The sequence below is a fragment of the uncultured Enterovirga sp. genome (genome assembly GCF_964242715.1).
In the GTDB taxonomy this organism is placed as follows: Bacteria; Pseudomonadota; Alphaproteobacteria; order Rhizobiales; family Beijerinckiaceae; genus Enterovirga.
This window is the reverse complement of record NZ_CAXTAZ010000004.1, coordinates 140,771-159,713: the sequence shown is the minus strand read 5'-3', so window position 1 is coordinate 159,713 and position 18,943 is coordinate 140,771. Positions and strand designations below refer to the sequence as shown.

General features: G+C 63.4%; 18 protein-coding genes. 13 read left to right on the top strand and 5 right to left on the bottom strand.

What is annotated here, in order from left to right; all coding sequences use genetic code 11:
- Nucleotides 1-685: 685 nt before the first annotated feature.
- Nucleotides 686-1,603: a toll/interleukin-1 receptor domain-containing protein gene (locus tag ACFE87_RS04140; protein ID WP_375458349.1), complete on the bottom strand. Its 918-nt coding sequence runs from the start codon at nt 1,601-1,603 to the stop codon at nt 686-688.
- A gap of 776 nt (nt 1,604-2,379) precedes the next feature.
- Here ACFE87_RS04140 and ACFE87_RS04135 point away from each other — a divergent pair.
- The gene (locus ACFE87_RS04135) at nt 2,380-3,504 is read left to right on the top strand and encodes an ImmA/IrrE family metallo-endopeptidase (protein ID WP_375458348.1); all 1,125 of its coding nucleotides are present in this window, start codon (nt 2,380-2,382) and stop codon (nt 3,502-3,504) included.
- Here ACFE87_RS04135 and ACFE87_RS04130 read toward each other — a convergent pair.
- Together ACFE87_RS04130 and ACFE87_RS04125 are read right to left on the bottom strand one after the other, a co-directional pair.
- Nucleotides 3,494-4,438, bottom strand: a complete 945-nt coding sequence (locus tag ACFE87_RS04130; RefSeq protein ID WP_375458347.1) for a hypothetical protein — start codon at nt 4,436-4,438, stop codon at nt 3,494-3,496. The genes ACFE87_RS04135 and ACFE87_RS04130 overlap by 11 nt on opposite strands.
- Before the next feature lies 1 nt (nt 4,439).
- A complete protein-coding gene (locus tag ACFE87_RS04125) occupies nt 4,440-5,462 on the bottom strand; it encodes a thymidylate synthase (RefSeq protein ID WP_375458346.1) in 1,023 nt (340 codons plus the stop codon).
- Between the two features lie 641 nt (nt 5,463-6,103).
- On the opposite strand from ACFE87_RS04125, the gene ACFE87_RS04120 reads away from it, so the two are divergent.
- From ACFE87_RS04120 to ACFE87_RS04095, 6 genes are all read left to right on the top strand, one after another.
- Nucleotides 6,104-6,685: a DUF3489 domain-containing protein gene (locus tag ACFE87_RS04120; protein ID WP_375458345.1), complete on the top strand. Its 582-nt coding sequence runs from the start codon at nt 6,104-6,106 to the stop codon at nt 6,683-6,685.
- Nucleotides 6,682-7,182: a DUF2924 domain-containing protein gene (locus tag ACFE87_RS04115; protein WP_375458344.1), complete on the top strand. Its 501-nt coding sequence runs from the start codon at nt 6,682-6,684 to the stop codon at nt 7,180-7,182. The genes ACFE87_RS04120 and ACFE87_RS04115 overlap by 4 nt, the downstream gene beginning before the upstream one ends.
- Nucleotides 7,179-8,723: a recombinase family protein gene (locus tag ACFE87_RS04110; protein ID WP_375458343.1), complete on the top strand. Its 1,545-nt coding sequence runs from the start codon at nt 7,179-7,181 to the stop codon at nt 8,721-8,723. Before ACFE87_RS04115 ends, ACFE87_RS04110 begins: the two co-directional genes overlap by 4 nt.
- 382 nt (nt 8,724-9,105) lie before the next feature.
- Nucleotides 9,106-10,383 (top strand): tyrosine-type recombinase/integrase, encoded by a 1,278-nt coding sequence (locus ACFE87_RS04105; protein WP_375458342.1) that lies wholly within the window; start codon nt 9,106-9,108, stop codon nt 10,381-10,383.
- A 65-nt stretch (nt 10,384-10,448) separates the two neighbouring features.
- Nucleotides 10,449-11,177, top strand: a complete 729-nt coding sequence (locus ACFE87_RS04100) for a hypothetical protein (RefSeq protein ID WP_375458341.1) — start codon at nt 10,449-10,451, stop codon at nt 11,175-11,177.
- Nucleotides 11,178-11,273: 96 nt separating this feature from the next.
- Nucleotides 11,274-11,534 (top strand): hypothetical protein, encoded by a 261-nt coding sequence (locus ACFE87_RS04095; RefSeq protein ID WP_375458340.1) that lies wholly within the window; start codon nt 11,274-11,276, stop codon nt 11,532-11,534.
- A 458-nt stretch (nt 11,535-11,992) separates the two neighbouring features.
- Here ACFE87_RS04095 and ACFE87_RS04090 read toward each other — a convergent pair whose 3' ends face one another.
- Nucleotides 11,993-12,382, bottom strand: coding sequence for a hypothetical protein (locus ACFE87_RS04090; protein WP_375458339.1), 390 nt, complete (start codon nt 12,380-12,382; stop codon nt 11,993-11,995).
- 77 nt (nt 12,383-12,459) lie between these two features.
- Between ACFE87_RS04090 and ACFE87_RS04085 the strand changes: the two genes are divergently transcribed.
- From ACFE87_RS04085 to ACFE87_RS04065, 5 genes are all read left to right on the top strand, one after another.
- Nucleotides 12,460-13,872: a phage/plasmid primase, P4 family gene (locus ACFE87_RS04085; RefSeq protein WP_375458338.1), complete on the top strand. Its 1,413-nt coding sequence runs from the start codon at nt 12,460-12,462 to the stop codon at nt 13,870-13,872.
- A 128-nt stretch (nt 13,873-14,000) separates the two neighbouring features.
- Nucleotides 14,001-14,456: a hypothetical protein gene (locus ACFE87_RS04080; protein WP_375458337.1), complete on the top strand. Its 456-nt coding sequence runs from the start codon at nt 14,001-14,003 to the stop codon at nt 14,454-14,456.
- Complete coding sequence (locus ACFE87_RS04075) at nt 14,453-14,722, top strand: hypothetical protein (RefSeq protein ID WP_375458336.1); 270 nt, start codon at nt 14,453-14,455, stop codon at nt 14,720-14,722. Before ACFE87_RS04080 ends, ACFE87_RS04075 begins: the two co-directional genes overlap by 4 nt.
- 560 nt (nt 14,723-15,282) lie before the next feature.
- Nucleotides 15,283-15,546, top strand: a complete 264-nt coding sequence (locus ACFE87_RS04070) for an HGGxSTG domain-containing protein (protein ID WP_375458335.1) — start codon at nt 15,283-15,285, stop codon at nt 15,544-15,546.
- Nucleotides 15,506-15,832 carry a helix-turn-helix domain-containing protein gene (locus ACFE87_RS04065; protein ID WP_375458334.1) on the top strand — a complete coding sequence of 109 codons (327 nt, stop codon included), beginning with the start codon at nt 15,506-15,508 and terminating at the stop codon, nt 15,830-15,832. Before ACFE87_RS04070 ends, ACFE87_RS04065 begins: the two co-directional genes overlap by 41 nt.
- A gap of 172 nt (nt 15,833-16,004) precedes the next feature.
- Here ACFE87_RS04065 and ACFE87_RS04060 read toward each other — a convergent pair whose 3' ends face one another.
- Entirely contained in the window at nt 16,005-17,810 is a 1,806-nt protein-coding gene (locus ACFE87_RS04060) for a response regulator (protein WP_375458333.1), read from the bottom strand.
- A 626-nt stretch (nt 17,811-18,436) separates the two neighbouring features.
- Between ACFE87_RS04060 and ACFE87_RS04055 the strand changes: the two genes are divergently transcribed.
- Nucleotides 18,437-18,937, top strand: coding sequence for a hypothetical protein (locus tag ACFE87_RS04055; protein WP_375458332.1), 501 nt, complete (start codon nt 18,437-18,439; stop codon nt 18,935-18,937).
- Nucleotides 18,938-18,943: the final 6 nt, after the last annotated feature.

The window sequence follows — 18,943 nt, the reverse complement described above, 5'->3', positions numbered from 1 at the left end:
CAACGGCGGCGGATAAGGAAGGCGGGCACGCGCCCGCCATCGGCGCGAGTAGGATCGGAACTTGCAGCTCAAAGCGTTGGCAGAACCCGAAGGCTCGGTTGAGCGTGTCCGACATGAGCAACTCCTCACGGCAGGCCTAACCGGTGCAAAGCGGACCGAAAAGCCCGACGCCGTGCCCTACGGTTCAGCGAGCGTGAGCCACGTGTCCACAGGTAGCGCTACTCTCGTCCCAGTCGCGCCAGAAGCAGGCATTGTCATTCATCCCAAATCCAGACGTTCAGCAGGCCGACTCCGACTGGTTCAGCCCGGACGAAGCCCAACGCCTGCAACCCGCGTTTGAGCTGCCAGCAACGGACATCGTTATGACCCGAATGTCGAAGTTGGATCACCGCGTTCAGGGTGGCAGGCGCTAATCCGTACCGATGCGGATCTCTGGGCGACCCACCCAGACTTGATCTACACCCCGCACGGGGCACCGCAGGCCCTCCACGATGCCAGACGGCTGGCTCGGGGCTTCGGTCCTCGGGCGCGGCATCGGATCACACGCGATGGGATTCATCAACGTGCGGGACGTAGTCGGCAGCACTAAGTCTCGGAGCCAAGCTAATAACGGCCTGACCCAATGCCGTGTTGAACGAGTCAAAGCGGGCATTTCGCCAAAGCTGGTTCAGACATCACGAGGTCTTCAGAATGGGATGTCATCGTCGAGATCCCGAGCTTTCGGCCTTCTAGCGCTTGGGTCCATTTTCTCGATCAGGGCTTCTAAGCGCCCGGGCACTCCCCAGGAGGAGCCCACCTGTGTGTTGTCTCGAATTGCCGCTCTTACTCGCCCCGTGAATGATGGGTGCCAACTCGTCATATCTTCCAGATAGCCGGTCCTGACCCGAGCACTCTCAAAACTCCCGCTTTTCTCCAGCAAGCTAATCAGGACGTTTTGCATTGCCGCCTGAGATTGCTTGTTCTTTCGGTATGCGTTGAAGAGCTCGATGGCGAGGGCTGCGGGTGCCTTGCCGCTTCCATTAAAGGCCTGAAACCGGCCAATGAAGCCATAAGGATCTTGTCCTAGGCGCACGGCGAAGACCGGAATACCGCGCCCCATGGCGAACCCGATCTCCTGGTCCGTCCAGTTGCTAGCGTGAAAGTCGTCGTGAAGAAGCGCTACGAGAGAGTCGCATGTGGCAAGCCCATTCTCGATTTCGGTCTGCCACTCATATGTGGGCTCGATGTCCTTATGCGCGACGAACGCTGTAATGCCGTAGTGGGAGAGTGCCTCCTGAAGCTCACCAGTGAACTTCCGGTGGGCAGATAGGTGGGAGATAAAAACCTTTAGCGTGCCCTCCTTCCAAAACGAGGGATGCTGCACAGACGGAGTTCCAGGCATCGCAGCTGGCAGCTCAAAATGTTCGGCGAGGCCGTTCAGTGTCTCGTCGTCGGCATGTTTCGCCATTTCGACAACGTATGAGACTTTTTCTCCGTTCCAGTCGGAATCGGTCCGAAGCTTAAATTGAGTAAGAATTAGATCAACGAGAGGCCACTCCTCTGCTGCCAGCCGCTTCGAAACCTCGGTCAGGATCTTTACGCGTTGAGAAGGCGAGAGCGGCATCGGACATCTGGGGCTGAGTAGAAGCGCAGCTTTCTACCTGAGCCTAAGCCTAAGTCGAATGTGCCGTGCAGAAAATTTTCAGCTGGCACATCTGTGGCGCTCCCACAGCCCCGTAATGGGCTTTCGGTAGCGAGGTTGAACATAGCGATGTCCCGAACGCGGTCCCTCGTGCTACAAGCGGGTCGGAGGCCTTGTGTTTGTTCGCGGTGTGACGGCACGTTAGGTCACATGAGGCGAGGAACACACTATGTGCCATGCTCTTCACGAAAGCGCCTCCTAGCCGTCTGAGCGACGCGTTCGCGGGCGGAGGGCGCCGCAGGGGAACTTGGCTCGAGCTCCGGTCGCCTTTCTGCATGTGGACGGACGGATTGGCGGGCGTCGTGACCCTGCTTCCGCGCAGTCAAATCATCTACGGTCCAGTCGATTCGATCTTGGAAGATGGGCGTGATGGCTGGAACTCTGCACGATGGAGATCGCTTTTCGAACGAGGGGCCTGCGTTCATTGTGTCTAAACGGAACAGAAATGGACGATAGGTACGGCGCTGAGGCTGGTGCCCTGCTGAGAGGTCGTATCGCCGACATTCGGGCGGCTTCGTGCCTGGCCGAGGTTCCGATGCTCGATCTATCCGGGATGAGTGGCGGCGTCGCTCTTCCAGTAGGGATCAATTTGTCTCTTATATTTAAAGCAAACCACAGGACGCCGCCAATGACCCCTGACGGTCGGATCGATTGGCCCCGCGTCGACCGCGTCCTCCTTCAGCGCATTGAGCACGCTGGTGATTAACCCGGTCCGGGCCGAGGCGTTCGAGCCGGAGTGGGCGGAGCCGCCCGGCACCACCATCAGGGCAATCCTACACGCTCGCTCAATTTCGAAAGAGGCACTTGCTCATTTCCTGGGCGCGGACGTGCAAACCGTTCAACGGCTGCTGCTGGGCGTTGAGGCACTGGACGAGAACATCGCGATCCGGCTTTCAGAATGCCTCGGATCGTCGCGCACTTTCTGGATGGCTCGCGAGGCCGAATACCGCTCCGACATCGTGCGCGTCCAACAGCGCAATACGGCTTCGGACCCCGAATTCTGGGTAAAGCAGTTCCCTTCGCGCGAAATGGCCACCTTGGGATGGATCGGGCAGTTTAGGTCGCGGACCGAGGCCGCTGACCGATGCCTCGCGTTCTTCGGCGTCCCCGACGTGCCTACCTGGCAAGCTAGATACGCCGGGACGATTGCGGCGGCTGCATTCAGAATATCAGGATCAACAAAAAAGGATCCCGGCGCGGTAATCGCGTGGCTTCGCTGGGCAGAGTTGGCCGCGAGCCGCGTCCATTGTGACTCCTGGGACGCATCAGTATTTAGGGAACGGCTGCGTATAGCAAGGCGCCTGACCTGGCAAAAAGATCCGAGATCGTTCATTCCCAAACTGCGCCTTCTGTGCGCGGAGGCCGGCGTAGCGTTGGTTGTTGCCCGTACACCAAAAGGCTGCCCAGCCAGTGGAGCGACACATTTTCTTTCGCCTGAGAAGGCGATGCTGGTTCTAAGTTTCCGGTACCGGTCTGACGACCAGTTCTGGTTCACGTTCTTCCACGAAGCCGCCCACCTGCTGCTCCATAGGCCGGGTACTCTCTTTCTAGAAGGCGGCGACAGCGACGCGAGCACGTCCGAAGAGCGAGAGGCCAACGACTTCGCCGCGTCGGTCCTGGTGCCTCCGGCTCATCAAGATGAGCTCCTTTCGATTTGCGACAATCTAGACTCCATTCTCCGCTTTGCCAGCCGTGCGGGCGTCGCGCCGGGTCTGATCGTCGGACAGCTGCAGCACAAGGGCCTTCTCGGCAGAGACCGCCTCAATCGGCTTAAACGTCGGTATTCCTGGGATCAAATCGAGGCTGACGGGCTCATCCCCTAAACCTGGCGTATTTGCCTGGGCTTTTCTGCCAGTTGCACAGCGCGTCCTCCAGGGCTTGGCTGCCGAGCCCTGTTTGGCGCCCGAATTCTGCAAGTTTGGCGTCCAAGTGACGGGCCGAAAGGTCCGCCACGCGACTTCCGGCGTAAAGCAGGCGCGCCCCTTTCAGAGGGCCGGTCGCGCCCGTAAGAAACGTGGAGCCCGGGTCGATCGGAGCGATGCCGAGCTTCCCGAGCATAGCAAGGAAATCGAAACGTCCAAGGCGGCCGAAACGATGAACCGCGTCCATGGATCCGTAGAGCGCGGCGAAAACCGCTTGCGGGTCCTGTCCGACAGACTGATGCAGCTGCCGGACAAGGTCCGAGTGGGTCCTGGGTGGGGATACCCAGGCCACGTACGACGCCACAATCCGCGGAGTACCGGCAGCAGATGAGGCCCTTAAGCTTTCGTATTGACGGTGATTGCTGAAACGCCGGGTTACGCCATCGGAGCCCCGCAGAGTACCCTCATTGGAAACGAACCAGGACTGAAGGGCCGCCGGGCTTTGCGAAGTCGCCGCCCAGTTCCAATGGCCGCCTTGGCCGAGCCTTCCGTAAACGTCACGCGCCAGGCGCCATCCATCAGTGATGTGCTTTCCGAAGTGAGTTGCCAAGAACACGAGCCACCACGCCTCGTCAGCTTCGCCGCGGCGGCTGCGCAGGACCGCAGCCTTGAGTGGGTCAAAGAGCGGGGAGGAAGGATCCATCCTAGCCGGGTCATGCCTTGCGTCCCGAATGTGGTGCACGAATTCGATCCGGCGCAGGCTGTCTATGATCTGGGCCACCAAAGTCTCAAGGTGCCCTTCAGCGGCTATCCCCGGCAGTGAGCCTACCTCTTCCTGGTATTGCCCGATGGCTTCCGTCAGCGCGAGCGCACGAGCCTTGTCCGCGGGGCTCAAGTCAGCTCCGCCCTGTCGGAGCAAGCATGCCGGGCAAGTCTGGCTGAGACTCCAGCCGCCTGTGCGCTGCAATTTGGCGTCCGCGGATAAAGGCGTCGTACACAGGGCTTTCCATTTTAGCCTTCTCCTCGGCCAGCCGCCGCATGTCGCCGTTCCTATGTAGGACCTTGATACGAAGAAGCCGGGCGAGATCGAGCCAGTATCCAGGAATGCCGTCCGCGACCGGTTCTTGTCCTCCGAGCCTAATGGCCTGCTCGGCCTCGATCAGCCAAGCCACGGAATGCCATGGATCACCTTTTGGCATGGGAGGCATGCTCATAGGCGACTGCAGGCCTTCGCGCAGATAATCACGGGCAGAGAATTTGTCGCTTTCATAAAGGTGAAGACTTCCGACGAAGTGGCTATAACTTCCAACCTCCAAGCCGAGCGTTCTCGCTACGAGCTCTTGGATGAAGGTGAAGGCGAAGACGTCGCCTGGAAAGCCGCGGTAGGCGTCGTTCGATCGCATAGTTGCGATTGTGTGTAACTTGCCCTTCCGCGGAAGAAACTGAACTGTTGTGGTGCATGGAACGTCGCCGTTGCCTGGTATCAAGTCGGAGCGTTTGAATATCTGAGCTACGGCTTGCCGGGTGTCAGATTTCTGGAGCTTGTGCTCGAGCATCCTTACGAGTTGGGCCATCTGGCTACTCTCTCCACCTCCGAACAATCGTGGTCCGTAAGCTCCCGGCGCGCGGACAGCTCGCCGCGAGGCACCGATGAAGCTTCGATAGGCGGGAATATAGTATTCGATATGATCAAGACGGTCCGAGCCAGAATGGTACCACAATGTTTTGCCGACGAAGCTAAAGAGCGTTCCGCGGCCCTCAGTACGGCTAAATAGGGCAGTTGGATCCGACAATTTGAGCAGGACGCCGGTAAATTCGCGCGCTGTGCCCTTGCTGGAGCGGATCGGGTCGCCGTGCTTGGCTAAGCGACGAAGGATGTCGCTCAGAGCGTCGTCGAGCGTAGAGGACTTGAATAGCATCTAAAAGATTGTAGCCGGATTCGCGAAACGGAGAAGTCCCGCTGTCGCTACAATCCCAGCTTAGTTTACTGGGCGGGCAGTGGCTAGACGCCTTTGAACGAAGCTCGCATCTCGTTGACCCTCGGCGGCAGACACTTGCGGCAGGGGCGCCCAGGAAGCTACATCGGAAAGATCTCGATATTTTCGGGATCAGAGCGCCAAGTACGGACGCTCTGAGACGCGTTAGGCCAGAGACGCTGATTTCGGCTGCTAACCCAATTGGGCCTGCCGGAGGCAGACGTTCTGAACGTCCGCTTGGGGTCAACTTCAGACTCCAGGGCGGACCCAGTAGCGCCCCGGTCCAGTCCACAACGGTCGGGGCGGGCCGACACCGCCGGTATCTCCGACGTCCTTGCACAATACACTCGACTGTCGCGGCGAACGGAGCGTGTGTCCTGTCGTGGAGACGAGGGCACGGACGCGGCTGGGTTAGGTCAACGACCGCAACCGCCTCCTGCTCGCGCTCTGGGAGGCTCTGACCGCCGATCGATCGCCTCTCCGTGATCTCATCCTGCCCCGCCGGCTCTCGCCGATTGCGGGGCCCCGGTGGTGGCGGGCGAGACCCGTCCCGAGCCGAGGCTCGGACACTCTGGAGAGCACCGATGTCGAGCATCACCCTGAGTAAGACCGAGACGAAGATCCTGACCGAGGCCGCGGGCCGGGAGGGCGGGCTGCTTCTTCTGCCGGAGACCATGAAAGAGGTGAGCCGCCAGCGCCTGCTCGGCAAGTTGGAGAGCGCCGGCTTGATCGCTCCTGCGGGCCAGCATGGCGAGGATCCCACTCTGACCCCGGCTGGATACCGGGCGGTCGGGCTTCGGCCTCCCCGTGCCCGGAAGGGGAAGGTAGTAGACGTGACCACGGAAGCGGGATCCTCACCGGCCGATACTGCGCCTGTAGCCGAGGTAATCGGGTCGGACTCGGTCCGCCCCGGGACGAAGATGGCGCTGATTATGTCGCTGCTCGGCCGGCCGGAGGGGGCGAGTCAGGCGGAGATGATCGTCGCAACTGGATGGCTGCCGCATACGACTCGGGCGGCTCTGTCCCGCCTTCGGTCGGCCGGGCACGAGCTGTCTAAGAGCCCGCGTGAGGATGGCGTGACGGCATATCGGATCGCGGCTCCCGAGCCCGAGCCGAAGCGGCGCTCCCGCAAGGCAGCGGCTCCGGCCGAGGCGGCTGCCGCGTGACCGCACGGCATTTTGGTGGGGGTCGGCCGCCAGCCGACCCCCGTCTCACGGCCGATCTCGAGCGCCTCGCCGCGCTCGACCTCGCTGGTCTGCGACGACGCTGGCGCAGGCTGGTCGGGAGCCCGGCTCCCGCGCAGCTGCCACGCTCGCTCCTGCACCGCATCCTGGCCTACCGGGTCCAGGCTGCTGCCCTCGGCGATCTCGACCGCGACACGGCCCGGGAACTCCGCCGCATGGCAGAGGAAGGCCGTGAGGCGGAGGTGATGCCGCTGCCAGAGCTGCGGCCGGTGAAGCCCGGCACGCTGCTTGTGCGGGAGTGGGAGGGTACGCTCCAGCGCGTGATGGTGCTGGCCGAGGGTTATGCCTGGAACGGGGCTACCTACCCCAGCCTCACCGGCGTTGCCCGGGCCATCACCGGATCGAGCTGGAACGGCCCACGCTTCTTCGGCCTGCGGACCAGGAAAGCAGGATCACAGGACAGGAGGACGGGCCTGTGATCCAACCTGCCGTCCTGGCGCTCCGCTGCGCCATCTACACCCGGGTCTCGACCGAGCACGGGCTCGAGCAGGAGTTCAACTCGCTCGACAACCAGCGCGAGGCGGCCGAAGCTTATGTGAAGAGCCAGGCGCATGAGGGCTGGCGCTGCTTGCCGGGCCGCTACGACGATGGCGGCTTCTCGGGCGGCTCGATGGAGCGCCCTGCGCTGCAGCGGCTCCTGGCCGAGATCGCGGCCCGGCGGGTGGATGTGGTGGTGGTCTACAAGGTCGACCGGCTCACCCGATCGCTCAGCGACTTCGCCAAGCTGGTCGAGCTGTTCGACGCCCAGGGCGTGTCGTTCGTGTCGGTGACGCAGAGCTTCAACACCACGAGCAGCATGGGCCGGCTGACGCTTAATGTGCTGCTCTCCTTCGCGCAGTTCGAGCGCGAGGTCACGGGCGAGCGTATCCGAGACAAGATCGCGGCCTCGAAGAAGAAAGGCATCTGGATGGGAGGCGTCGTGCCGCTCGGTTACCGGGCTTCTGACCGCGCCCTGCACGTGGTCGAGGAGCATGCCGCGCTGATCCGCGAGGTCTATGACCGCTACCTCGCGCTCGGCAGCGTCACCCGGCTCGCGATCGAGTTGCAGGATGCGAACATCGTGGTTCCCGAACGGGTGGATGGTGGCGGGCGATCGTCAGGCGGCAAGCCGTTCAGCCGCGGCCATCTCTACGCCCTTCTGCAGAACAGGGTCTATGTGGGCCAGCTCTCCCACAAGGGCCGGGTCCACGCCGGGCAGCATCCCCCGATCGTCGATCCGGCCATCTTCGACGCAGTCAAGACTCAGCTCGCGGCTCACGCGCATCGTAAGGACCGCTCAAACACCCCGTCGGAGCATCTCCTGACCGGGCGCCTGCGGGATGATCGCGGCCATGCGATGAGCCCGACCCATGCTCAGAAGGGCAGCCGCCGCTATCGCTACTACGTCAGCCAGGCTGTCCAGCAAGGGCGCAAGCAGGAGGCCGGTAGCATCGCCCGCGTTCCAGCGGCCGAGATCGAGGCCGTGATCATCAAGGCGTTGCGGAGCGGCACAACAGCGTTATCCGATTCCAGCGATGCCGAGCTTGTCGAGACGATCCGGGAGGTGACGGTCCGACCGGATATCCTCGACATCGAACTCGTGACGGGCGAGCTGATCCAGGCTTCTTGGACACGCAGCCCGACGACCCGCCAGCGGGAGATCATCGTGCCGTCGGGAGGCGAGCCTGATCGCCTGCGGCCCGCCCGCAGCTTGGATCGCACACGGCTGCTGCGAGCCATCGCGCTGGGCCGTGGATGGCTGGACGAGATCGTCTCCGGCCGCATCGCCAACACGGATGCCATCGCGTCCCGCGAAGGCTGCAGCGAGCGCTCGGTCCGAATGACGCTGTCGCTCGCGTTCCTATCGCCGGAGATCGTCAGGACCATCGTCCAGGGCGGACTGCCGCGCGGCATCGGCCTATCCCAGCTCGCCGAACAGCCTGCGTCCTGGCACGCCCAGCACGATGCTCTTGGGCTCTGACGGCAGCATCTGCGGAAACGGAATTTAGGGCACCTGAGACTGGCGCCTGAAACGGCCGGAAAGAGACCTTCTAAACGCTTGAAGACGGTCTCTGCTTGCTGACCGGCCAGCTAAGTATCGGGAGAATCGATAGAACTCAGGCCGGTACCGAAAACGACGGTTTGGACAGACTGGGTGGTGGAGCTGAGCGGGATCGAACCGCTGACCTCTGCAGTGCGATTGCAGCGGACAAGGGATTACCCGGAATTAAGCGGGATTACCTGGGATCGCTCTGGCTTCCCAACCCCCTATGCGGTATGCCTTTTCGGGTGTCCGGCAGCGTTCTCGGCATTACCGAAGTTGCCGTGAGTTTCCCGCCCGCTGCTTACCTCCTGCTTACCCGATGGCCAAGCTGACCAAACGAACGGTTGATGCCGCCGCGCCGGATCCGACCCGGGAGCGGATGGTTTGGGATGGCGATCTCCCGGGATTTGGTCTCCGCGTGAAGCCGAGTGGCGCGAAGTCCTTCCTGATCCAATACCGGAACAAGAACGGCCGCAGCCGCCGGCTGACGATTGGTCGGTACGGGATCCTGACGCCGGACGAAGCTCGAGATATCGCTCGCACGCATCTGCTGCAGGTCGCAAAGGGCATCGACCCGGTCGAGACGCGAGCGGCTGACCGCACCGCCACGACGATGGCCATGCTCTGCCGCGAGTACCAGGGGCGCTGCGAGAAGGGCCTGGTCCTGACGAGGCGAAAGCGACCGAAGAAGCCGTCCACGATCTACATCGACGGCGGACGCATCGAGCGCCACATCATTCCGCTGCTCGGCAGCCGGACCGTCAAGGACCTCACCTCGGCTGATCTCCGCGGATTTCTGCGGGACGTAATCGGGGGCAAGACGGCTGCGGACGTGAAGACGAAGGTCAGGGGTCGGGCGCGAGTGACCGGGGGCAAAGGGACTGCGACGCGGACCATGGCGCTCCTCAGCACGATCCTGACCTACGCGAGAGATGAGGGATACCGTCCTGACAACCCGGCGGTCGGCATCAGGGTGCCGGCTTACAACAAGCGCACGGGCCGCCTCGATCCCGTCGAGTACCGACGCCTTGGACGACGGCTCGCCGCGGCGGAACGTGTCGGGCTTCGGTGGCAAACCCTTGAAGCGACTCGGTTGATTGCTCTGACCGGCTGCCGTCGTGGTGAGATCGAGGGATTGACCCGCGACGAGGTCGATTTCGGACGGCAGGCGCTCCGGCTCGTCGACACGAAGACTGGACCGAGCGTGCGGCCGATTGGGCGAGCCGCATGCGACGTGCTCCGCCGGGTGATGGACCGAAGCAAGGGCAAGTTTCTGTTTCCAGCCGTGCGGGGCTCCGGACAGTTCACGGGACTGCCGAAGGATTGGGCCAGGGTCGTCCGGCGCAGGCTCCCGGCAGTCACACCCCACACTCTGCGGCACTCGTTCGCGTCCGTCGGTGAGGATCTCGGCTTCACAATCCCGACCATCGGCGCGCTTCTCGGACACGCGGGAAGCGGGATCACGGCGGGCTACATCCATAAGCTAGATCCGGCGCTGGTCGCGGCTGCGAACCGGATTGCGAATGAGATCGCGGCCATGATGTCGAAAGCAAGCGCTGGGGCCGGCAACGTCGTCGAGCTACGGTACGGCAAATGAGGCCGAGCCGGATTAAGTGGGGCCGGCTTAGGTGGCGGCGTTCTGACGATGTCACGAGCGACGTGATGATGTCTCTCGCCCGGAGCGTGCTGGGAGAGCGGAACCGAGGCTTCGAGGGATGGGCCAGAGCTCGGTTCTTCATCGGCCTGTCTCGTGTGCTCACTGAATACGAGGATCGAGCGCGGTTGCACCAAGGCATCCCGGCGGACGTAATCAATAGGCGGCTTAAGACGGTTCGTTCTGCAATAAAGACACTGGGCCGGGTTGCTCGCGACGTTACGAAGGCCGAACGGTCGCTGCATTCGGCTGCCGACGCGATTCCCGCTTCGGATGTCAGATCGCGCGATATTGCACGCGACGTGCTGGGCGCGGTGATCAACGCGGGAAGTTCGGAACGGCTCAAGGCGATCGACAAGCGCCCTAACGGTCGGACGGTGTTCCTCATTCCTGATGATGAGGTGTCGCCTATTCATGCCGCGACGACGCTGTTTCGTTTGGCAAGTCGCCTGAGCGCGTGGTCGATTGAAGACACCCCGTCTAGGGCGCCTCGACCCGAGATAGCTCCGAAGAAGTGGCTGATCGGGCTCGCTCTTCCCGACGTGTTCCACCTGTCCTTCGGCGATCGGCCCGTCGAACAGCAGATTGATTTCACGTTAAGGTTCCTCGAAGTATTCAACATCCGTCCGGATCGTGGCGAAGCTTGGGACGCCGACACAATCCGCAAATATCGAAGGGCGTCATCGACCCGAGGGCGGATAGCCGACGCAAAGATTGCGCGGGCTGTCCCGCGATAGCACCCCTAAGACCCCCTAGCCTCCTCTCCGTAGCCACGAAGGGATGCGCGACGCTGAGCGTCAAGCATCGCCTCCCAAGCAGGAGAGGATCGGACGATGTACTACGTTCCGCAGAAGGGAGAGCAGCGCCTCCGCAGGCCTGAAGCCTCCAAGTACCTCGCCGAGAAATGGGGCATCCAGCTCTCGGCCCGCACGCTGACCAAGATCGCGTGCATCTCCAGCGACGGGCCGGTGATGGTCTACGACGGCCGGTTCCCGACGTATCCGGTCAGCGGCCTCGACGTTTTCGCTCAGGCCCGGCTCGGCGCCCCGGTTCGCTCGACCTCCGAGCGCGTCCTCCAATCCATCGCCGGCTAACGAAAACCCTCGCAACCGCCGTTAGGCAGAGCGAGGGCTGATCGTCACGATAATGGTTCTGGCAAGCTCCATATACGCGACGGCGGACCAGCGTTCAAATCCTTTCGGCGGCTCTATTTCTCATGGAGCCCCCAAATGCCTGGAAATCCCTTTCAACGTCATCTCGCCTCCGCCTCTCGCCGGCAGACCGTTTCACCATCGACTTCCGAACTTCGCCCGTACCTTGCGGACCGCGACGTCCTGCAAGCCGTCGTCACCCGACGTCTGGCGATGCGCTTCGGGATTACGGCCCCGATCGCGGCTACCGTCGCGGCGCTAGCCGGGCTCGGCCCGAATGACGGGAGCCGCGGATGAGCGGCCTTCCCTCAGTTGCCCGTCTCACGGGCACGTTCCTCAGCAACTTCGACCTGCTCCCGAGGGAGCGGGCTGAGATCGTCCGAAACGGTGTCGCTGAATCCTCAATCGACACGCCGACCCCGATCCGGGCCGGCCACGTCGTGTTCGCTGACGACGGTCGGTTCTCTTTCGAGCAACACGAGCGCAGCTTGTCTGTCCGGAGCGCTCGGGCTTTCCTGTTCCTCGTCGACGACATGCATGGCGAGCCCGCCGACATCGTCGCGTGGCAGCCCGCTCTCTCCCGAGTTGCATCCTGGCGCGGCGCCGCTTGGGGCATCGGGCAGTCCAAAGCTTACGACGTTCGGATGGCCGAGCACGACGGTTTGCCCGTCTGGCGCGATCCTCTCGACTGGCTTCGGGCTGGGCGACGAGGGATCGTCATCATTCGGCCGCGCCTTGCTGCCGCTTGGCTGTCCGATGCGGGCCCGCTTGTGGCCGAGGACTTCGAGCATGCCCGGGAGCTTCGGAGCGCCCTAACCCGCCCGGCGCCACGCATCCTCGTGCCGGCAGTGGCGAGGAGGGCGGCGGCATGACGGACTATGTCGACCTCGACGACCTTGAACCCGACGCTGCGTCCTATGACGAGGCCCCTCGTCAAGGGAGCGGCCGAAAGGCTGCCCACGATACCGGAACAGCGACGGAGGACGCAGCAGCCATCCGGTTCGCCGCGAAGTACGCGGGCCGACTCAGGTACTGCCACGACACCGGCGCCTGGTTCGGATGGGACAAGGTCGCTTGGCGGCCGAACCGGACGGGGCTCGCGTTCCGTTGGGCGCGCGAACTCGCCCGCGGTCTCGCGGAAGCCGCTCCTGCCAAGGCTCGCGGAACTATCGCTAAGACGTCGTTCGCGGCCGGCGTCGAGCGGTTCTGCCGATCGGATCCAGTGTTCGCGGTTACGGCCGAGTCGTGGGACACGGATCCCTGGCTGCTCGGTACGCCGGCCGGGACGGTCGATCTCAGAACCGGGAAGCTGCGCCGCTCCGATCAGGCCGACGGCATCACAAAGCTGGCCGCCGTGGCGCCCGCGGACGAACCCGATTGCCCGCTCTGGCTCGCCTTTCTGGATCAGGCCACAGGCGGCGACGTCGAGCTGATCCGCTTCCTGCAGCAATGGTGCGGCTACTCCCTCACGGGCAGCACCAGGGAGCACGCGCTCGTTTTCATCTACGGACCGGGCGGGAACGGCAAGTCCGTGTTCCTGAACGTGCTCTCGTCGATCCTCGGAGACTACGCGACGACGGCCGCGATCGACACATTCACGGCCTCAGCTGGCGACCGTCACACGACTGACCTCGCGATGCTGCGGGGCGCCCGCCTCGTCACCGCGTCTGAGACCGAGGAGGGCCGGGCCTGGGCCGAGGCCAGGATCAAGCAGCTGACAGGGGGCGACCTCATCACGGCGAGGTTCATGCGGCAGGACAACTTCACCTTCCTGCCGACCTTCAAGCTGACAATCGTCGGCAACCATCAGCCTGCGCTCCGTAACGTGGACGAGGCCGCCCGACGCCGCTTCCGGATCGTGCCCTTCGTCCGCAAGCCGGCCCAGCCCGACGCGACGCTCGAGGACAGGCTTCGGGCCGAGAGACCCGCCATCCTGCGGTGGATCATCGCCGGCTGCCTCGACTGGCAGGAAAACGGGCTCATCACCCCGGCCAGCGTCGTGTCGGCCACGGACGACTATTTCGTCGAGCAGGACCTCTTCGGACAGTGGCTTGCCGACTCCTGCGAACTCGACCCCGGAAACGATCACAAGTGGGAACAGACCGCGGAACTGTTCGCGTCCTGGACGGCGTACGCAAAAGCCGCGGGCGACGCGCCCGGCAGCACGAAGAGCTTCGCGCCGGCAATGCGCCGCCATGGCATTCGCAAGTCGATCGAAAACCGTCCGCGGCTGGGCAGGCATTCGGCTCAGGCAAAGGCAGCCATTCAGTCGGGAGGGTGACGGGTGACACATGGTGACACCTAGAATGGCATCCACCTCTTACGCGCACGTACATGCGCGCGCACGTGAGAGGAAACCGGAATTTGGCGTCACCAAGCGTCACCCGTCACCCGAACAGGAGAGTTTCCATGCTGATCGAGATCGATACCAACGTGATCATCAACACGAACCAGATCCAGACCGTTGAGGAGCTGCCCAGCGTTTCGACCCGAGGCGGTCGGTCCCGCGTCACGTTCGCTGATGGCCGGACGCTTGTGGTCAGCAGGGGCGTCGCCGCTCTTTCGAAGTTCACCGGTGTCATTCTGCCGGCCCCGCCTGGATACCAGGCCATCAGGGCGGTGGACGAAGAGGGCGAGCCGTTCTTCGCCACAACGACCGTCCTGGCCTTCCGATACGATGGGCTCGATGCCGGCCCTCTGTTTCCGATCACGGACGAGGGGCAATTCTCCGACGGCACGATCTGGGGGCTGATCCGACCTGACGGCACGGTCACGGATTACGACCGGGAGCACGACAGCGTCGAAATCTACAAGCGCCGCTTCGCCGAGGAATGCGCTGAGCTTCGCCGAAAGGCCGCAGCGTGACCTGGGGCCCGTTCGTTCCCGGCATAGACGCGGCCGAGCGTAAGGCACGGCTTCGGTCGCTTCGGGCTCTGGTCAAGGTTCTCACCGGCCCGCGGGGACACGATGCCAACCTTGCCCTCCTGAGGGCCGAGATCACGGACGGCGATTCCGACGTGCTTCGGGAAGCTCATGCGGAGTTCGGGCGGCTTGGCACCCTCGATCAGCGCCGCGTGCTCTCGAGCTTCGCGGACGTCCAAACCCCAATCCTGAAAGTGGTCCATGGGTGAGATACGGGCAGCACCGAGGTCGAAGGCTCGCGAGCGCCGGTTGCCTCAGATCAGCTTGGCGCCGTTCGATGCCGGCGGCGGTCGACCGGGCCTTACCATCAAGGTCGAACTCGGCTGCGAGGCGATGTTCGGCACGAAGGTCTCGGCCTTCATGGAGGATCAGATCTCGCTCCTCATTGGATCCGTGTCTCCGGACGGGGGCCATCCGAGCGAGCAGCGGATCCAGGCCATTCTCGCCATGGTCGCGGCCGTGAAGCCGAAGAACGAGATCGAATGCGCGCTCGCGGTCCAGATGGCCGTCACGCACATCGTCTCGATGGACCTGGTTGGTCGCGCCTTCCGGGCCGGCGATGCCGCGACACTGGACGCTCGAACAACGGCGGCGACCAAGTTTCAGAGGACGCTCCTCGCCCAGCTCGACACACTTGCCCGGATGCGTCGGGGCGGGAAGCAGACGGTCGTCGTCCAGCACACGACCGTGAACGGAGGACAGGCTGCCATCGTCGGCAACGTGACCGGGGGGAGGCGGAGGGGGCGGGCCGAAATCAAGGATCAAACTCATGCAGCGAATGACGGAAGAACCCTCGAGCTTGCGGCTGGCGCGCCGCTGTGGAGCGCGAACCCGATCCGGGACGCCGTGCTGCTCCCCGGCAACGAAGGGCAAGGCTCGATGCCGAATGCACGGCGGCGCTGCCGGTCACGGGGCACCTCGGAATGAGCGAAACGGGAACTACCGCCATGGCCGTTACACCTGCGAGGCGATCGCCGAACGTCGGCGCTTCCGTGACCTCCTCAGGATGGTCAGAACGCTCGATCTCGCGTGACGTGCCGCAGGTACTCATTCCGTTCGATCGACGTGAGGCTCTGACCCTGCGTGAGGCCGCGGACACCTCCGGCTTCTCGATCGAGACCGTGAGGCGCTGGGCGACGCTGAACGACATCGGGCGGAAGGTCGGAGGTACTTGGCTCGTGTCGAGGGTGGCGCTTGCCATGTTCCTGGACAGCGATAAGGCGGCGTTACGAGCTTATCTGGCAGGGGATCGTGCGAGCGGGTCGGTCCTTGCCTATTACAATCGGGACGGGGTGTGGCCAGAGGCCCGCGACGTCTGAGAGGGGATGGGTTGCGGATATTAAGCGCTCGCCTCCCAACGTCCTGATTGCGCCCATCCTCGCTCTTCAGAGCATGCCAGCCGCGTCCGCATATCGGACATCAACTGTGCAGCCGGTCCGTCCGAGACGGGGGGGGAACAGACATCTCGCCGTGACCTCTAATCGGCTCACCCTAAGGGCAATTGCTTAGCATGCCTTCGATTTTGGCTGTCAGCGCGTCCACTGCGAATGGCTTCGTCATGATCTCCATGCCTGGCTCCAGCCGACCGTTTCTGACGGCAGCGCTCTCTGCATATCCCGTCAAGAAAAGCACCCTCAGTTCGGGGCGCTGCACCCGCACTGCGTCAGCGAGCTGGCGCCCGTTCATGCCGCCGGGCAGACCGACATCGGTAAGGAGGAGATCGATGCGAACCCCGGTCTCGACGATCCGCAGGCCGGATTGACCATTCTCGGCCTCTAACACCCTGTAGCCGAGATGCGACAGCACTTCGACGATTACCATCCGCACCGCAACTTCATCCTCGACCACCAGCACGGCCGTGCCCGCTTCCGCATCCGGGGTCTTGGTGGCCGCAAGGGCTTCTCGCGCACCGTCCGCCAACCCGAGATGTCGCGGCAGATAGACCGATACCGCTGTGCCCTGGCCCGCTTCGCTGCTCAGGAGGACATGGCCGCCCGATTGCTGGACGAAGCCGTAAATCATGGAAAGGCCAAGGCCTGTTCCCTCTCCGGTCGGTTTGGTTGTGAAGAAGGGATCGAAGGCGCGCGCGATCACATCTGGGAACATGCCCGTCCCCGTGTCGGTGACGAACAGACCCATGTATTCGCCGGCCGGCACTTTCGCGGGCAAGGTGCTGGCCCCACTGCGCCAATCGGGAAAGACGCTGTTTCGGGTCTCGATCATGAGGCGTCCGCCGTCGGGCATGGCGTCTCGTGCATTGATCACCAGATTGAGCATCGCATTTTCGAGCTGATTGGGATCACACAGGGCTGGCCAGAGTTCGCCCGCCAGTTTGGTTTCGACCTGGATGCTCGGCCCAACTGTCCGGGTGAACAAATCCTCCATACCTGCAACAAGCCGGTTCACGTCCGTTGGCTTGGGATCCAGCGTTTGGCGCAGCGAGAAGGCCAGCAGCCGGTGGGTGAGTGCCGCAGCGCGGCTGACCGAGGTCATGGCCACGTCAATATAGCGACCGATGTCAGCCGTTCGGTCCTGGCTCATGCGCATTCGCATCAATTCCAGGGTGCCGGAGATGGCGGCCAGCAGGTTGTTGAAATCGTGCGCCAGACCCCCTGTCAGTTGGCCGACGGCTTCCATCTTGAGTGATTGGCGCAGGGTCTCCTCGATCCGTCCGCGCTCCTCGGCCTCGGTATGAAGCCTGGCGTTGACGTCCGTGAGCTCTTGCGTCCGCTCGGCCACTCGTTCCTCAAGCGCTGCTCGAAGACCTGCCTCACGGTTTCGCACCTCGCCGATCACGCGGATGCGGTCGACTGCGCCTGCGATCAGATTGGCGTAGCTGCGCAGAAAGAGGGTGTCGCTCTCGGTGAACTGGCGGGGGACGTGGCTGTCGATCTGGAGGATGCCAAACGGCGGCCTATCTTGTCCGCCAATAATGATGACGTTGGCCACCGCCCGAACGTTGTTGTCGATCAAGAACGCCGCGTACCTGAACCGCGTCTCCGTCGCGATGTCGGCGGAGATCAACGGTTCTCCGGTCAGGAGTGCGTGCCCCTCGGAGGTGTCCTCATCAGCGGTGATGGTGGCTATTCCGACGACGCCCGGTTTCCAGCCGACACCCGCGCGCACCCGCAGAGTCTTGCCGTCCTCCTGCAGCTCCACGACCTTGGCGAGGTCGGTTCCCAGGGCCTCGCCTGCCAGGCGGCAGGCTTCCGTCAGGATTTCATCCAGATCGTCCGACCTGAGGGCGAGTTCGCCAAATCGTGCGAGGGTCTGTTGGTGTCGCAGGACATCTTGCAATCCCCCTCCACCAGTCTCATCCAAAACGCACCCCATCAGTGGCCAGTCTGCAGATGATAGGATTTTAGCCTGTTTGGCGAGGTAAAATTTGCGCTTCATCCGCAACGAGCGGGCGAGCCGTCGGTGCTTCATCGATTGCCGCATTGAGCGAACTCGGCTCCGAAACGCCAAGTCAGCGAAGGCCTGCTATGGGGTCGGGAGTGGTCGCGGAGCGCAACCTCGGCTCTGCCAGGCCGGTCGCTGAAGCCGCCGTTCCGCTTCCGGGCTAGTCCCGGACGCTGCCTGCAACTTCGCGCAAGGGCCGAAATGGCGTCTACAACAGACGGAGCAGACAGCGAAAGGCCGGCCACAATCTCCACAATCATGTCTAGCCAGCCCCCTCTCAGATCGCGAGACTCCGGCACGGTCCGGAGGTTCGCCGATCATGTTCGATGCCGCTCCATTCGATGATGGTCGGGGCCGCTATCCCGACAAGCTAACAACGAATGTCCCGCGCGGGCTTCGGGCGGCGCTTCAGCGCGTTGCCGAACAGGAACGTGTCCCAGCGGCACAGATTGTGCGCGGCGCGATAGAGGCACGTCTCGCCGCAGCATTGCCGAAGCGTCGGCAGCCTGGGGATTGCCACCATGGCTAGCGCCGAATCCATCGACGCTCTTGCTGAGGCGATTACGGCGAAGCGGGCCGGCGCCCTCGAATTCCTCGACCTCGCGACCGAATTCCTGACCGACGCGCGCGCCCGCCTTCGGTATGCGCCTGGGGACACCTCCACGCTTGGCGACGCCCTTGAAATAGCCGAGGCCGCCATGACCGACGGGCGAGCCTCATTCAATGCCATGGTAGCGCTGGGCCGGGACCTGTCCACGCTCGTCATGACGGAGCCGCCTCGCGCTCCGGTCCAAACGACGACGATCGACCGCCGCCTTGGCGAGCTGACAGACCGCATCGCCTCCTCGGCCGAGAAGGAGCAGGCCGATCTCGGCGCTCTGGCGGATGTCGTCCGATGCCGGATTCCCGGAACGCCCGACGACGTGGCTCGGCTCTTCGAAAACATCCAGTCCTCACACGCGCAACTCGAAGCGTCCCTCGCGGAAGCCGGCGAGGTCGGCAACTGCGCCGGCTCCGCCTGAAGGATT

Coding starts and splice junctions, on each gene's coding strand:
- ACFE87_RS04140 (WP_375458349.1), bottom strand. CDS start 1,603: ATGCCGCTCTCGCCTTCTCAACGCGTAAAGATCCTGACCGAGGTTTCG.
- ACFE87_RS04125 (WP_375458346.1), bottom strand. CDS start 5,462: ATGCTATTCAAGTCCTCTACGCTCGACGACGCTCTGAGCGACATCCTT.
- ACFE87_RS04120 (WP_375458345.1), top strand. CDS start 6,104: ATGTCGAGCATCACCCTGAGTAAGACCGAGACGAAGATCCTGACCGAG.
- ACFE87_RS04105 (WP_375458342.1), top strand. CDS start 9,106: ATGGCCAAGCTGACCAAACGAACGGTTGATGCCGCCGCGCCGGATCCG.
- ACFE87_RS04100 (WP_375458341.1), top strand. CDS start 10,449: ATGATGTCTCTCGCCCGGAGCGTGCTGGGAGAGCGGAACCGAGGCTTC.
- ACFE87_RS04095 (WP_375458340.1), top strand. CDS start 11,274: ATGTACTACGTTCCGCAGAAGGGAGAGCAGCGCCTCCGCAGGCCTGAA.
- ACFE87_RS04090 (WP_375458339.1), bottom strand. CDS start 12,382: ATGCTCGAAGTCCTCGGCCACAAGCGGGCCCGCATCGGACAGCCAAGC.
- ACFE87_RS04085 (WP_375458338.1), top strand. CDS start 12,460: ATGACGGACTATGTCGACCTCGACGACCTTGAACCCGACGCTGCGTCC.
- ACFE87_RS04080 (WP_375458337.1), top strand. CDS start 14,001: ATGCTGATCGAGATCGATACCAACGTGATCATCAACACGAACCAGATC.
- ACFE87_RS04070 (WP_375458335.1), top strand. CDS start 15,283: ATGCAGCGAATGACGGAAGAACCCTCGAGCTTGCGGCTGGCGCGCCGC.
- ACFE87_RS04055 (WP_375458332.1), top strand. CDS start 18,437: ATGGCTAGCGCCGAATCCATCGACGCTCTTGCTGAGGCGATTACGGCG.